The 13,900-nt window shown below is 60.0% G+C and carries 11 protein-coding genes, 1 tRNA gene and 2 rRNA genes; 10 read left to right on the top strand and 4 right to left on the bottom strand.

Translation table 11 applies throughout. The features are described 5' to 3' along the window. The first annotated feature begins 531 nt into the window (after positions 1-531). Both KU887_RS00150 and KU887_RS00145 read left to right on the top strand, forming a co-directional pair. On the top strand, positions 532-1,008 hold the full coding sequence (locus KU887_RS00150) for a carboxymuconolactone decarboxylase family protein (RefSeq protein ID WP_034201185.1): 477 nt from the start codon (positions 532-534) through the stop codon (positions 1,006-1,008). After that, positions 1,008-1,889 carry a sigma-70 family RNA polymerase sigma factor gene (locus KU887_RS00145; RefSeq protein WP_258251495.1) on the top strand — a complete coding sequence of 294 codons (882 nt, stop codon included), beginning with the start codon at positions 1,008-1,010 and terminating at the stop codon, positions 1,887-1,889. The genes KU887_RS00150 and KU887_RS00145 overlap by 1 nt, the downstream gene beginning before the upstream one ends. A 103-nt stretch (positions 1,890-1,992) precedes the next feature. On the opposite strand, the gene KU887_RS00140 is transcribed toward KU887_RS00145, so the two are convergent. Together KU887_RS00140 and KU887_RS00135 are read right to left on the bottom strand one after the other, a co-directional pair. Then, complete coding sequence (locus KU887_RS00140) at positions 1,993-2,508, bottom strand: DUF2628 domain-containing protein (protein ID WP_080332038.1); 516 nt, start codon at positions 2,506-2,508, stop codon at positions 1,993-1,995. Positions 2,509-2,816: 308 nt separating this feature from the next. Next, positions 2,817-2,893, bottom strand: a tRNA-Val gene (locus KU887_RS00135). A 480-nt stretch (positions 2,894-3,373) separates the two neighbouring features. Between KU887_RS00135 and KU887_RS00130 the strand changes: the two genes are divergently transcribed. The 4 genes from KU887_RS00130 to KU887_RS00115 all read left to right on the top strand — a co-directional run bounded on the left by KU887_RS00130 (position 3,374) and on the right by KU887_RS00115 (position 4,880). After that, the gene (locus KU887_RS00130) at positions 3,374-3,742 is read left to right on the top strand and encodes a hypothetical protein (RefSeq protein WP_226245330.1); all 369 of its coding nucleotides are present in this window, start codon (positions 3,374-3,376) and stop codon (positions 3,740-3,742) included. A gap of 31 nt (positions 3,743-3,773) precedes the next feature. Beyond that, entirely contained in the window at positions 3,774-4,103 is a 330-nt protein-coding gene (locus KU887_RS00125; protein ID WP_012492979.1) for a hypothetical protein, read from the top strand. Between the two features lie 18 nt (positions 4,104-4,121). Then, complete coding sequence (locus KU887_RS00120) at positions 4,122-4,367, top strand: Imm74 family immunity protein (RefSeq protein ID WP_006495418.1); 246 nt, start codon at positions 4,122-4,124, stop codon at positions 4,365-4,367. 195 nt (positions 4,368-4,562) lie between these two features. Next, complete coding sequence (locus tag KU887_RS00115; RefSeq protein ID WP_058902049.1) at positions 4,563-4,880, top strand: hypothetical protein; 318 nt, start codon at positions 4,563-4,565, stop codon at positions 4,878-4,880. A gap of 587 nt (positions 4,881-5,467) precedes the next feature. Here KU887_RS00115 and KU887_RS00110 read toward each other — a convergent pair. Then, positions 5,468-6,226 carry an anti-sigma factor gene (locus KU887_RS00110; RefSeq protein WP_062884226.1) on the bottom strand — a complete coding sequence of 253 codons (759 nt, stop codon included), beginning with the start codon at positions 6,224-6,226 and terminating at the stop codon, positions 5,468-5,470. Then, positions 6,223-6,744: a sigma-70 family RNA polymerase sigma factor gene (locus KU887_RS00105; RefSeq protein WP_258251457.1), complete on the bottom strand. Its 522-nt coding sequence runs from the start codon at positions 6,742-6,744 to the stop codon at positions 6,223-6,225. The genes KU887_RS00110 and KU887_RS00105 overlap by 4 nt, the downstream gene beginning before the upstream one ends. A gap of 158 nt (positions 6,745-6,902) precedes the next feature. On the opposite strand from KU887_RS00105, the gene KU887_RS00100 reads away from it, so the two are divergent. From KU887_RS00100 to KU887_RS00085, 4 genes are all read left to right on the top strand, one after another. After that, on the top strand, positions 6,903-7,988 hold the full coding sequence (locus KU887_RS00100; protein WP_258251454.1) for a catalase family peroxidase: 1,086 nt from the start codon (positions 6,903-6,905) through the stop codon (positions 7,986-7,988). Next, entirely contained in the window at positions 7,985-8,518 is a 534-nt protein-coding gene (locus KU887_RS00095; protein WP_258251452.1) for a cytochrome b, read from the top strand. Before KU887_RS00100 ends, KU887_RS00095 begins: the two co-directional genes overlap by 4 nt. A 577-nt stretch (positions 8,519-9,095) precedes the next feature. Next, positions 9,096-10,628: ribosomal RNA gene (locus KU887_RS00090) — 16S ribosomal RNA — on the top strand. Between the two features lie 385 nt (positions 10,629-11,013). After that, positions 11,014-13,895, top strand: a 23S ribosomal RNA gene (locus tag KU887_RS00085). Together the 16S and 23S rRNA genes form the textbook arrangement of a ribosomal RNA operon. Positions 13,896-13,900 lie beyond the last annotated feature (5 nt).

Raw genomic sequence — 13,900 nt, 5'->3', positions numbered from 1 at the left:
AAAGCCTTGCGCTCGAATGCGCGCGGCTGACGTGCGACCTGCTGCTGCGTCGTCGGGCAGCCGGCGCGCGCGCCGGGCCGCGGATGCGGCGTCACTTCGTCTGCCCGTGCAGAACAGTATGGTCCAGAAATGTGAACGTCGCGAATCGGATTTCGGCTGAAACGAACAAGAAAGAAAAATGAAAGCATTCGTGATGTCGGCATCGCATGTGCAACGGACGGTCGGCGCCGGTCGCGACGGGGCTCGGCCGGCGGACGCAATACCCATGCCCGCGGCTGCGCACTCCTGACGCCCGGTGACAACCGCACGGCGGGCGTGAAAGGTCGATGGCGCGCGTTCGTCGGAAGCGTCGCGTCATGCGGACGCTTCGGCGGTCGATATCGCGTCCTTCGGCGCCCTGCTCAACGGCTCATCGGTCCTTCGCTTGCCGCTGCCCGCTTCGGCGGTCCAAAAAATTTTTTGCATCGATGTCACACACGCGGGGGGCTCGCTCGTCATATCAGCGGAACCCACACGAAAGGAGAAGGAACCATGACTGCGAAACTCAATCCGTTTGCCGCCGCCCCCGCGCTGATGAAGAGCTGGATGACCGTGTCGGTCGCCGCGGCCGGGAGCCTCGAGCCGACGCTGATCGAGCTGGTCAAGATCCGCGCGTCGCAGATCAACGCGTGCGCGAACTGCCTTAACATGCACACCGTCGAGGCGCGTGAGCAAGGCGAGACCGAGCAGCGCATCTACCTGCTGTCCGCGTGGCGCGACGCGCCCTGCTACACCGACCGCGAGCGCGCGGCGCTCGGCTGGACCGACGCGCTCACGCGGCTGTCGGAGGGCCATGCAGCGCACGAAGCGGCCTACGCGGCGCTGAACGACCATTTCAGCGAGGAAGAACAGGTGAAACTCACGGTGATGATCAACGTGATCAACGGCTGGAACCGGCTCGCCGTCGGGTTCGGGTTGTGGGTCGACCCGGCCGACGCGAAAGCCGCCGCCGCGAAGATGGTGGCCTGATGCCGAGCCTCGACCTGGCTCGCGGCCGCGCCGAACAACTGGCCGACGCGGCGGCGAGCTTCGATCCGCTGCGTCCCACGCTGATCCGCGTCGCGTACCGGATGCTCGGCTCCGTCGCGGATGCCGAGGACATGGTGCAGGAGGCGTTCATCCGCTGGATGGACGTCGACCGCACCGAGGTGCGCGTGCCCGAGGCGTTCCTGCGCCGCATGGTGATGCGCATGTGCCTCGACCAGCTGAAGTCCGCGCGACACCAGCGCGAGACCTATATCGGCCCGTGGCTGCCCGAGCCGGTCGTCGAGGAAGACGAACCGGACGACGTCACGCTGCCGCTGCTGCTCGCGCTCGAACGGCTCTCGCCGCTCGAACGCGCGGCGTTCCTGCTGCACGACGTGTTCGGCCTCGAATTCGACGAAGTGGCCACGACGATCCAGCGCGACCCGGCCGCGTGCCGGCAGCTCGCCGCGCGGGCCCGCACGCACGTGCGCGAGGCGCGACCGCGTTTTCATGTCGAGAAGCAGCGCGGGATCGAACTGGCCGAAGCGTTCTTCGCGGCGTCACGCAGCGGCGACATGCGTGCGCTCGGCGCGATGCTCGCCGAGGACGTGAGCCTGCATTCCGACGGTGGCGGCAAGCGCGCGGCGGCCGGCAAGCCGGTGTTCGGCTTCGAGCGCGTGATGCGAGTGCATGCGTATCTGGCCGAGCTGTTCGCGACGCATGCGTCGACGCTCGTGCGGGCCGGGTTCATCAACGGGCTGCCGGGCTTCGTCACGCGGGAAGCCGACGGCGAGCTGCAGACGACTGCGCTGGAGATCGACGACGGCAAGATCGTCGCGATCTATGTCGTGCGGAATCCTGACAAATTGAAGCATCTGCACTGAAGGCGGCGCGCGCATGCGCCGTGTGCGATGTGCCATATGAACGCATGGCGCCGGCGCCGCCCTCTTCTTTCTGCCCTGCGTTGCCGGTTGCCGGCTACCGCGATCAGTACATCGCGCCTCCGGCGTTGCCGATCATGAACAGCAGTACGCCGAGCAGCGGCGTCGCGACGGCGAAACCGGCCGCCGCCAGCCAGTTCGTGCCGCCTTGCGCCTCGAGCAGCGCGAGAAACGATTCGCGGGACGTCGCGTTCGGGCGCAGTTTTTCGATCCTGCGTTCGACGTGCCGCTTGTAGAGGCCGTTCCCGTACCAGCCGAGCGACACCGCGATCGCGATCGTGGCCGGGTCGAGCACGCTCGATTCGAAGTATCCCGGGAAGTACAGCAATTCGACCAGCGTGATGCTGAGCGTGACGGCGAGCACGGTGGCCGCCTGCCAGTACATGCATCGGTACGCCAACCAGACCGGGCCGAGAAAGCACGCGGCCCAGTTCCACGATTGCCGGCTTTTGCGCGAGTCGGCGATCGCCCATTTTCGTTCGAACCAGGCGGCGTTCTTGCCGACGTAGGCGACGATTTCGTCGTTGCTCGCAGGCGATGCAGCGGTCGAGACCTCGGACATGATCGTGTGCTCTCAGTCGCGCGGAACGCGCGTCGTTGTTCTGATGCGGTGGAAATCGGGTGACGGGCGAAGTCGCCGCGTCGATGCGCAGACGATTCTACGCGCCGTGCAGCGGCCGTTGTGTGGCAGATCGGGATGTCGAAGAGAGCATACGATGCCGCGGTTCCGGCAACGCATCGGGGCTTCGCGCGTCGTTTCGGACCGGAAAAGAAAAACGCCACGCGAAGTTGCCGCGTGGCGTTTGTATGTTTGGCGAGCCGCGTTGCCTGTAGGCAAGTTGTGCTGCCGGACCCCTTCATTTTGTTCGTTGGTAGGCTCGATTGGATTCGAACCAACGACCCCCACCATGTCAAGGTGGTGCTCTAACCAACTGAGCTACGAGCCTAAGAAGCCGCGAATTATAGAGAGGGTTTCGGGGGAGCACAAGCCCCTTCGTGAAAATTTTTTGAATCGACGTGTGCGGTGGGCTGACGATCGATGTTGCCTCGCGAGGCCGCGAGCGTGAGCTTCACCTGTTCGCATCACAGCAAAACGCGTCGATGTGATGCGGTGTTATCCACATTGCCCTCTGGATAACCGTCCGGGAAGTCTCTGGATTCACAGTGGAACGATTGAGGATATGTCGGCGAGTCTGTGAATCGACGAAAAGTTGTTCTGTGCTGCCGCGCGCTGTTCACGTCGCGCACCCAGGGTTATGCATTTCGCTTCGCGTTGAAAATTCAGTGCGTTACCGAGGTTATCCACTGTGGGGCACAGCGCTTGTTAACTATCACTACGTATATATACGAACCCTGTTAACACCTTTGGATAAGCACAGTCCGGCGACTGTGATCCGCTCAGGACATGCACTGCGTGCAGCGGCTGGATGAACGAAGCGGAACGCTGTGAAGTGCTCGAGCGATACGTGAGCCGTCATGTCTGTAGAATCGCCAGCATCCAGGATGCAAAGGCTCGGCGAACGGGCTCACGGCAAATGACCGATGCTTCATCGCCCCGTCTCCAGGCACTCGATATCGATACGGTCGTACGCAGGATGCAGCACCATCCAGGCGACATCGTGTTCGAGCAACGCGTGTCGATACCGGAAGCCGAGGTCCTGTGTTGCCGCTACGAGGGCGAGCGATTCAACGTGAAGTTCGATCTCGACTACGGCATGTTTGTCGAGCGTGTTGGCATGCTGTCCGCCGAGGACGTCGCGAAGATCGTTGGATGGCTCACGAAGGAGGCAGGGTGATCACGGCAGACGATACGGGGCGAAGCGATCGATGAAGGCACCTGTCAATGAGATGCTGGTGACGGATATCGCAGGCCGCGTTGCGGTCGTCGTGACCGAGCTGACAGCTGCCGCCGATGTGCTGAAGCAGTTGGGCTTCGCTCGACAATCCGATCGCTGGGAACGCGCGATCGCAGATGACCATGACCGCCAGGCGCTCGTAGCCGCGCTCATCGATCTCGATGCGCTGTTCTCCGCGGGCCGTGACTGGAGCCCGCAGGCACTCGTCGAGTATTACCGGGAGATCGGTGTCGTTCGAAGTGGTTACCGTTCGGTTGCATGGCGCGGGCCGTCGCAATACGTGGTCGAACGACATGACTGAATCACGCGAGGCAACGCGATGACGTACACGGTCCCGATGGTGTCGCGCGGCGAAATCGTGCTGTCCGACGGAAACCGTACCGTGCGGGTGCCTGGCGAGGCATTGTCGTCCGGCGTGGACAACGGTCCCGCATTCGTCGTCTATGTCGATTCGATGAAGTACGTCGAGCCCCAAGGCGATGGCGAGACGATCGATAACGCCACGCGCGAGGCCGTGATCTCGGCGATCACCGACTATTTTTTTGTCGCGACGTACAACGGTTGATTTCGAATCCTGAGCCAGTCACGAAACCGAGGAAAGAGCAGGGTGATGCGAGCGGCGCTTGCAAAGGGAGCAGGTAACGGGACCGATCATGTGCCGTCCGCACGGACACGATAACGGGATCACGATATCCGCGGGCATTGCCGCGCGCATCCGGCAGCGCGGGCAGTTTTCGCCCGGTGATATTCGCAGAACACGATGAGCACGTTGAATTTCGGCACGGTCGACCAGTGTTCGGTCACGCTCAACACAGCGACGCTGCTGGGCCTGAAGGCTACCTACGAAGACTTTGCGGCGACCGGGCAGGATCTGCATAACTTCGAGATCTGCATCACGGATAAAAGGGCATCCACGGTGGACCCCGTGCCAGATGACGATGTCGCCACCATCACGTTCGTGGCAAAGCTGATTCCGGGTATGCGCGGACTGGGCAATGCAAATCGGCTCGGGAAGTCGATCCACTACGTCATCGCGCCGGAAACCGGCGAGATTCTCGGGAGAGTCGGGACGAAGTGACCCGACGCGCTAGCGGCGGTGTGTGGATAACCGGCGCACGATCCAGTTGAAACCCTGTGCATCCGAGCGGTGAGCGTCCTGGTTTCGATGGGCTCGTCGGCCTGAATGCATTGCCCGGCAAGGCTTTGCCGACCATGAAAGAGGGCAGCGAACGAATCGCCGGCGACGTCCGGATGTCGAATGCCGTGTGGATATCGTTGACTCGAAGCCACTCGAAACCGGCTGCATTCAACGGGTGAGCGTAGTCGAACCCGGCGAAGACGATCGGTCAATTACCCGGGTTGTGGATATCGATGCCCAAAACAACGAGAAACGCTGTGCATGTCAACGGTGAGCGAATCCATCGAAGTCAGCACGCAGCACCATCAGGAGAGGTGTGGATATCCCGTTCCGCGGCGACTCGAAACCCTGTGATTTTAAAGGTGAGGATGCCAGCGAGGTTTCGGTGTGGATAACAGTTCGAGCAAGTCAGTCGAAACGCTGTGCATTCGAGTGGTGAGCACGCACCGGTGCAAGCCGGCCAAGCCGCGCCAAAAAAGGCGCTGGCGGCCATTACCGACCGCCAGCCGGACGCGCATCCTGCCGCTTCAAGTCTGCTGATCGAGCGCCTGCACGACCGCCTTTTCCCCGAGACTCCCGGCCGGCCCGACCACCGCATAGTTGAGCCCGTTCACCGACCCATACCGAGCAAGCAACGCGCCATCCACGCGTTGCCCGTTCGGCAGCAGCCGATGTTTCGATTCCGCCGGCCGGAGATAGAAGCTCAGCGTCCGCCCTGCGTCATCCTGATAGAGCACCATCGCGGCAGTGGCTCCGCTGTCCGTCGTGAACAACCGCCCACCGACCGGTCTGAACCCCGCCGCGCTCAAATCCGGCAGCTTCGCCGATGCGCCCACGCCTTTGGTGAGCCACCCTTGCAAATCGCCCGCACCGCTCGGCCGGTAATCGACCTTGGCCGTCCGATCGACCACCATCATCTGATAAGCCTTGACCGCATCGCTCATGGGCGCGATGGGCGGCGGCGCGTTCCACCCGCGCGCCTGCCATCCGCCGAACGTCCCGAGCCCGACGCAGAACACGAACGAAGCCGCCATCGCGAACCGCATCCGCGAGCGTTCGGCCCGCCGGCCGCGAATCGCCGCCGGATCGAGCGCGGGATTATCGGCCGGCATCCGCACGCTCTCCAGCGCGGCCCGCAACCGCTGCGCGTCCTGCTGCCATTGCTTCACCTGTTCCGCACGCTCCGGATGCAGCGCGAGATAGCGCTCGACCGCGGCACGCGCATCGTCGTCGAGCTGGCCGTCGACATAGGCCTGAAGGTCATGTTCGTTCGGAGGGGTGTTCATTTTTTCATCAACCGCAAGGAAGGAGCGGGAAGTTCGCCGTCGCTGAGGTGGCGTAGCGCCTGACGCGCGCGGGAGAGCCGCGACATCACCGTGCCGATCGGCACCTTGAGCAGGTCGGCGACTTCCTGATAGGTGAAGCCCTCGACCGCGACGAGCAGCAGCAGGCTGCGCTGTTCGTCCGAGAGCCGGCCGAACGCTTCGAGCGTCGCGCGCGCCGCGAATTCGCGTTCGGCGGACGGCCAGTGCGCTTCGTCGTCGTCGCGAATGCGGCCGAGCAGCCACGCGTAGCGCTTCGCGCTGCGTTTGCCATCGAGAAATTGCCGGTACAGGATCGTGAACAGCCAGCTGCGCAGCGATGCGTCGTCGCGGCGGCTCGTCCAGCGCGACAGCGCGCGCTCGAGCGTCGACTGGACGAGATCGTCGGCCGCGTGGACGTCGCGCGCCAGCCAGAGCGCGAAGCGTCGCAGCCTGGGGATGAGTTCGCGCAATGCTTCGTCGTCGAGGGCGGTGGAGGGCATGGCCGGGCCGGTTGCCGAAAGGGTCGTGGATGCCGCGTAGGACGCCGGCCGGCATCGGTTATTCCCTCCAGCATACGAAAAAATTCTTCGTGGAATAAAGCGGCGTGGGCGGCGTCCTACGCGCGTTCGACAATGATCTGACGATCGGGAGTGCATTCATGAAGCAATCTTCTTCTTCGCCGCAGCGCGAGCCCGGGCGCGGCTGGTGGCGCTGGGCCGTGATCGGCGGCGCGGTGGCCGGCGTGGCTGCGGCGTTCGGGTATGCCGGCGGATGGCTCGCGCCGGCGCGTCTTACCCCGCACCGGCTCGTCGACGCGCTGCAGACCAACAGCGGCATCCATCCCGGTTACCGGCGCAATCACGCGAAGGGCGTGTGCGTGACCGGCTACTTCGAAGGCAACGGCGCCGCGAGCGCGTATTCGGTCGCGCCGTTCTTCAAGGCGGTGCGCACGCCGGTGGTCGGGCGCTTCGCGTTGCCCGGCGGGAATCCTTATGCACCGGACAGCAGCGTGCCGATCCGCAGCCTCGCATTGAAGCTGACCGCGCCGGACGGCGAGCAATGGCGGACCGGGATGAACGCGATGCCGGTGTTTCCGGTCGCGACGCCGCAGGCGTTCTACGAGCAGACGCTCGCGACCCGCCCCGATCCGAAGACGGGCAAGCCCGATCCGGCGAAGGTGAAGGCGTTCTTCGGCGCGCACCCGGAAGCGGGCGCGTTCCTGAAGTGGGTGAAGGGTGCGAAGCCGAGCGCGAGCTACGTCACCGAAAGCTATTACGGGCTGAACGCGTTCTATTTCGTCGACGCGGCCGGCAAGCGCCAGGCGGTGCGGTGGCGCGTCGTGCCGGAGCAGACGGCCGGCGCCGGCGACGTCGCGACGGCCGCGGATCCGAACGTGCTGCAACAGGATGTGACGCAGCGCATCGCGGCCGGTGCGCAGAAGTGGAAGCTGCTGGTCACGCTGGCGGAGCCCGGTGACCCGGTGGACGACGCGACGAAGGTCTGGCCCGTGGAGCGCACGACGATCGACGCGGGCACGCTCGTGCTCGACCGCGTGGAGGCGCAGGACAGCGGCCCCTGCCGCGACGTGAATTACGACCCGACGGTGCTGCCGCAGGGGATCCAGGTGTCGGGCGATCCGCTGCTGGCGGCGCGCTCGGCCGCGTATGCGGATTCGTATCTGCGGCGCACGAGTGAAGAGGCCGGCGTGGCGGGCGCGGCGCGACTGAGTGGGGAGGGACGATGATGAAGGCTTCGACGACGTTTAGTGTGCCGGCGCGAGTGCTGCATTGGGTGATGGCCGCGATGGTTCTCGCGATGCTGTTCATCGGGGTGGGGATGGTGGCGTCCGTTTCCGAACGGCACGCAATCCTGGTGGCGATTCACAAGCCGCTCGGTGCGGCGGTACTGGTGCTGGTGTGTGTGCGGATCGCGGTGCGGATGCTGTCGAAGCCGCCGGCGTTGCCCGACGATCTGCCGTGGTGGCAGAAGATGGCCGCGCACGGGTCGCATCTCGTGCTGTACGCGCTGATGGTGGCGATGCCGCTGATCGGCTGGGCGATGCTGTCGGCGGGCGGGTATCCGGTGACGCTGGGCGGCGGCGTGCAACTGCCGGCGCTGGTGTCGGCCGATCCGGTGACGTTCGCGTGGCTCCGGGTCGCGCATCGCGTGCTGGCCTATCTGTTCTTCCTGACGTTCCTCGCGCACTTTGCCGCGGCGCTGTATCACGGGCTGATTCGGCGGGATGGCGTGGTGAGGGCGATGGTGGGGCGGTAATCGACGGAAGGTTGGGTGCGATACGGCGGGGCTGTTCAAGGGCGACCGAGGCTGGGCCTGCCGTGCCGCCTATATAGGGGCACTGGGAAGGCTCATCGGTCCCCGCCATAGCACGTCAAAAATATTTCACAAAAGGGGTTGCGGAGACCGGGGCAGATGCATAGAATCACGCCTCTTTCGCGCTAACGGAAACGCAGCGCGGGGGAAGAAGAGGGAAGCGGCGCTGTAGAAGTCGGTTTTATCGATTCCAGTGCACGTGAAATTAAACCGCAGTCGTCGCAGCGAAGTAGTTAAAAAAGTTGTTGACGAGTCTCAAAAAACGGTTGATAATCTCGCTTCTCTGCTGCTGAAAACGCAGCGCTGCTGAGGGGTTCAAGATCCCTCGCAGACATGCTCTTTAAAAATTAACAGCCGATAAGTGTGGGCGCTTGATGGCAGCGAGCTGATCCTCGGATCAGATAGCAAAAGTATCAAGAGTCTCACACTAAAGTAAGTCAGGTTTATGAAGTGATTCATATTCCTGTCAGCTTTGAGTGAGCGACCGGTTCTTAACTGAACCGAAAACAGTAACAGGTTTGAACTGAAGAGTTTGATCCTGGCTCAGATTGAACGCTGGCGGCATGCCTTACACATGCAAGTCGAACGGCAGCACGGGTGCTTGCACCTGGTGGCGAGTGGCGAACGGGTGAGTAATACATCGGAACATGTCCTGTAGTGGGGGATAGCCCGGCGAAAGCCGGATTAATACCGCATACGATCCACGGATGAAAGCGGGGGACCTTCGGGCCTCGCGCTATAGGGTTGGCCGATGGCTGATTAGCTAGTTGGTGGGGTAAAGGCCTACCAAGGCGACGATCAGTAGCTGGTCTGAGAGGACGACCAGCCACACTGGGACTGAGACACGGCCCAGACTCCTACGGGAGGCAGCAGTGGGGAATTTTGGACAATGGGCGAAAGCCTGATCCAGCAATGCCGCGTGTGTGAAGAAGGCCTTCGGGTTGTAAAGCACTTTTGTCCGGAAAGAAATCCTTGGCTCTAATACAGTCGGGGGATGACGGTACCGGAAGAATAAGCACCGGCTAACTACGTGCCAGCAGCCGCGGTAATACGTAGGGTGCAAGCGTTAATCGGAATTACTGGGCGTAAAGCGTGCGCAGGCGGTTTGCTAAGACCGATGTGAAATCCCCGGGCTCAACCTGGGAACTGCATTGGTGACTGGCAGGCTAGAGTATGGCAGAGGGGGGTAGAATTCCACGTGTAGCAGTGAAATGCGTAGAGATGTGGAGGAATACCGATGGCGAAGGCAGCCCCCTGGGCCAATACTGACGCTCATGCACGAAAGCGTGGGGAGCAAACAGGATTAGATACCCTGGTAGTCCACGCCCTAAACGATGTCAACTAGTTGTTGGGGATTCATTTCCTTAGTAACGTAGCTAACGCGTGAAGTTGACCGCCTGGGGAGTACGGTCGCAAGATTAAAACTCAAAGGAATTGACGGGGACCCGCACAAGCGGTGGATGATGTGGATTAATTCGATGCAACGCGAAAAACCTTACCTACCCTTGACATGGTCGGAATCCTGCCGAGAGGCGGGAGTGCTCGAAAGAGAACCGGCGCACAGGTGCTGCATGGCTGTCGTCAGCTCGTGTCGTGAGATGTTGGGTTAAGTCCCGCAACGAGCGCAACCCTTGTCCTTAGTTGCTACGCAAGAGCACTCTAAGGAGACTGCCGGTGACAAACCGGAGGAAGGTGGGGATGACGTCAAGTCCTCATGGCCCTTATGGGTAGGGCTTCACACGTCATACAATGGTCGGAACAGAGGGTTGCCAACCCGCGAGGGGGAGCTAATCCCAGAAAACCGATCGTAGTCCGGATTGCACTCTGCAACTCGAGTGCATGAAGCTGGAATCGCTAGTAATCGCGGATCAGCATGCCGCGGTGAATACGTTCCCGGGTCTTGTACACACCGCCCGTCACACCATGGGAGTGGGTTTTACCAGAAGTGGCTAGTCTAACCGCAAGGAGGACGGTCACCACGGTAGGATTCATGACTGGGGTGAAGTCGTAACAAGGTAGCCGTATCGGAAGGTGCGGCTGGATCACCTCCTTTCCAGAGCTATCTCGCGAAGTTGAGCGCTCACGCTTATCGGCTGTTGATAAAGACAGAAAGACTGTCTGCTAGCGGTTTAAACGGTTATAATGCCGGCCGCTTTGGATAATCCTCAATGACAAACATTCGAGTGAAGTTTGGTTCGAGTTTTTCTCATTGGCGATTGAGCCAGTCAGAGCGGTACGAAAGTATCGGCTGTCGTTCTTTAACAATCTGGAAGAAGTAAGTAATTTGGATGGCGGAAGCGTCTTTGAGATGGACGTGGAAACTATCCGGGTTGTGATTGTATCGATGTATCTCAAGATGATTCGAACTTAATGTTCGGCTCAATTGGAATACGGCACAACGCGAGAACTCAACCTGTAACGAGACAGACTCGTTATAGGGTCAAGCGAACAAGTGCATGTGGTGGATGCCTTGGCGATCACAGGCGATGAAGGACGCGGTAGCCTGCGAAAAGCTACGGGGAGCTGGCAAACAAGCTTTGATCCGTAGATGTCCGAATGGGGAAACCCACTCCTTTTGGAGTATCCATGGCTGAATACATAGGCCATGTGAAGCGAACGCGGTGAACTGAAACATCTAAGTAACCGCAGGAAAAGAAATCAACCGAGATTCCCAAAGTAGTGGCGAGCGAAATGGGATGAGCCTTGCACTCTTTATTTGTATTGTTAGCCGAACGCTCTGGAAAGTGCGGCCATAGCAGGTGATAGCCCTGTAGGCGAAAACAGTATGAAAGAACTAGGTGTGCGACAAGTAGGGCGGGACACGTGAAATCCTGTCTGAAGATGGGGGGACCATCCTCCAAGGCTAAATACTCGTGATCGACCGATAGTGAACCAGTACCGTGAGGGAAAGGCGAAAAGAACCCCGGGAGGGGAGTGAAATAGATCCTGAAACCGCATGCATACAAACAGTCGGAGCCTCGCAAGGGGTGACGGCGTACCTTTTGTATAATGGGTCAGCGACTTACGTTCAGTAGCAAGCTTAACCGTATAGGGCAGGCGTAGCGAAAGCGAGTCCGAATAGGGCGTTCAGTTGCTGGGCGTAGACCCGAAACCAGGTGATCTATCCATGGCCAGGATGAAGGTGCGGTAACACGTACTGGAGGTCCGAACCCACTAACGTTGAAAAGTTAGGGGATGAGCTGTGGATAGGGGTGAAAGGCTAAACAAACCTGGAAATAGCTGGTTCTCTCCGAAAACTATTTAGGTAGTGCCTCGTGTCTCACCTTCGGGGGTAGAGCACTGTCATGGTTGGGGGGTCTATTGCAGATTACCCCGCCATAGCAAACTCCGAATACCGAAGAGTGCAATCACGGGAGACAGACATCGGGTGCTAACGTCCGGTGTCAAGAGGGAAACAACCCAGACCGCCAGCTAAGGTCCCCAAATATAGCTAAGTGGGAAACGAAGTGGGAAGGCTAAAACAGTCAGGAGGTTGGCTTAGAAGCAGCCACCCTTTAAAGAAAGCGTAATAGCTCACTGATCGAGTCGTCCTGCGCGGAAGATGTAACGGGGCTAAGCTATATACCGAAGCTGCGGATGCGTGCTTAGCACGCATGGTAGGAGAGCGTTCCGTAAGCCTGCGAAGGTGCCTTGTAAAGGGTGCTGGAGGTATCGGAAGTGCGAATGCTGACATGAGTAGCGATAAAGGGGGTGAAAGGCCCCCTCGCCGTAAGCCCAAGGTTTCCTACGCAACGTTCATCGGCGTAGGGTGAGTCGGCCCCTAAGGCGAGGCAGAAATGCGTAGCTGATGGGAAGCAGGTCAATATTCCTGCACCATTGTTAGATGCGATGGGGGGACGGATCGCGGAAGGTTGTCCGGGTGTTGGAAGTCCCGGTCGCTGCATTGGAGAAGGCGCTTAGGCAAATCCGGGCGCAGGATTCAAGGGTGTGGCGCGAGCTCCTTAGGGAGCGAAGCAATTGGAAGTGGTTCCAAGAAAAGCCTCTAAGCTTCAGTCTAACGATGACCGTACCGCAAACCGACACAGGTGGGCGAGATGAGTATTCTAAGGCGCTTGAGAGAACTCGGGAGAAGGAACTCGGCAAATTGGTACCGTAACTTCGGGATAAGGTACGCCCTTGTAGCTTGACTGGCCTGCGCCAGGAGGGTGAAGGGGTTGCAATAAACTGGTGGCTGCGACTGTTTAATAAAAACACAGCACTCTGCAAACACGAAAGTGGACGTATAGGGTGTGACGCCTGCCCGGTGCCGGAAGATTAAATGATGGGGTGCAAGCTCTTGATTGAAGTCCCGGTAAACGGCGGCCGTAACTATAACGGTCCTAAGGTAGCGAAATTCCTTGTCGGGTAAGTTCCGACCTGCACGAATGGCGTAACGATGGCCACACTGTCTCCTCCCGAGACTCAGCGAAGTTGAAGTGTTTGTGATGATGCAATCTACCCGCGGCTAGACGGAAAGACCCCATGAACCTTTACTGTAGCTTTGCATTGGACTTTGAACCGATCTGTGTAGGATAGGTGGGAGGCTATGAAACCGGAACGCTAGTTTCGGTGGAGCCGTCCTTGAAATACCACCCTGGTTTGTTTGAGGTTCTAACCTTGGCCCGTGATCCGGGTCGGGGACAGTGCATGGTAGGCAGTTTGACTGGGGCGGTCTCCTCCCAAAGCGTAACGGAGGAGTACGAAGGTACGCTAGGTACGGTCGGAAATCGTGCTGATAGTGCAATGGCATAAGCGTGCTTAACTGCGAGACCGACAAGTCGAGCAGGTGCGAAAGCAGGTCATAGTGATCCGGTGGTTCTGTATGGAAGGGCCATCGCTCAACGGATAAAAGGTACTCTGGGGATAACAGGCTGATACCGCCCAAGAGTTCATATCGACGGCGGTGTTTGGCACCTCGATGTCGGCTCATCTCATCCTGGGGCTGTAGCCGGTCCCAAGGGTATGGCTGTTCGCCATTTAAAGAGGTACGTGAGCTGGGTTTAAAACGTCGTGAGACAGTTTGGTCCCTATCTGCCGTGGGCGTTGGATATTTGAAGGGGGCTGCTCCTAGTACGAGAGGACCGGAGTGGACGAACCTCTGGTGTACCGGTTGTCACGCCAGTGGCATCGCCGGGTAGCTATGTTCGGAAGAGATAACCGCTGAAAGCATCTAAGCGGGAAACTCGCCTTAAGATGAGATATCCCTGGGGACTAGATCCCCTTGAAGGGTCGTTCGAGACCAGGACGTTGATAGGTCAGGTGTGTAAGCGCAGTAATGCGTTCAGCTAACTGATACTAATTGCCCGTAAGGCTTGATCCTATAAC

This window comes from Burkholderia sp. EMB26, from assembly GCF_024730645.1.
Lineage (GTDB): Bacteria > Pseudomonadota > Gammaproteobacteria > Burkholderiales > Burkholderiaceae > Burkholderia > Burkholderia cenocepacia.
This window is presented reverse-complemented; position numbering and strand designations above follow the sequence as displayed.

Coding starts and splice junctions, on each gene's coding strand:
- KU887_RS00150 (WP_034201185.1), top strand. CDS start 532: ATGACTGCGAAACTCAATCCGTTTGCCGCCGCCCCCGCGCTGATGAAG.
- KU887_RS00145 (WP_258251495.1), top strand. CDS start 1,008: ATGCCGAGCCTCGACCTGGCTCGCGGCCGCGCCGAACAACTGGCCGAC.
- KU887_RS00140 (WP_080332038.1), bottom strand. CDS start 2,508: ATGTCCGAGGTCTCGACCGCTGCATCGCCTGCGAGCAACGACGAAATC.
- KU887_RS00130 (WP_226245330.1), top strand. CDS start 3,374: ATGAACGAAGCGGAACGCTGTGAAGTGCTCGAGCGATACGTGAGCCGT.
- KU887_RS00125 (WP_012492979.1), top strand. CDS start 3,774: ATGAAGGCACCTGTCAATGAGATGCTGGTGACGGATATCGCAGGCCGC.
- KU887_RS00120 (WP_006495418.1), top strand. CDS start 4,122: ATGACGTACACGGTCCCGATGGTGTCGCGCGGCGAAATCGTGCTGTCC.
- KU887_RS00115 (WP_058902049.1), top strand. CDS start 4,563: ATGAGCACGTTGAATTTCGGCACGGTCGACCAGTGTTCGGTCACGCTC.
- KU887_RS00110 (WP_062884226.1), bottom strand. CDS start 6,226: ATGAACACCCCTCCGAACGAACATGACCTTCAGGCCTATGTCGACGGC.
- KU887_RS00105 (WP_258251457.1), bottom strand. CDS start 6,744: ATGCCCTCCACCGCCCTCGACGACGAAGCATTGCGCGAACTCATCCCC.
- KU887_RS00100 (WP_258251454.1), top strand. CDS start 6,903: ATGAAGCAATCTTCTTCTTCGCCGCAGCGCGAGCCCGGGCGCGGCTGG.
- KU887_RS00095 (WP_258251452.1), top strand. CDS start 7,985: ATGATGAAGGCTTCGACGACGTTTAGTGTGCCGGCGCGAGTGCTGCAT.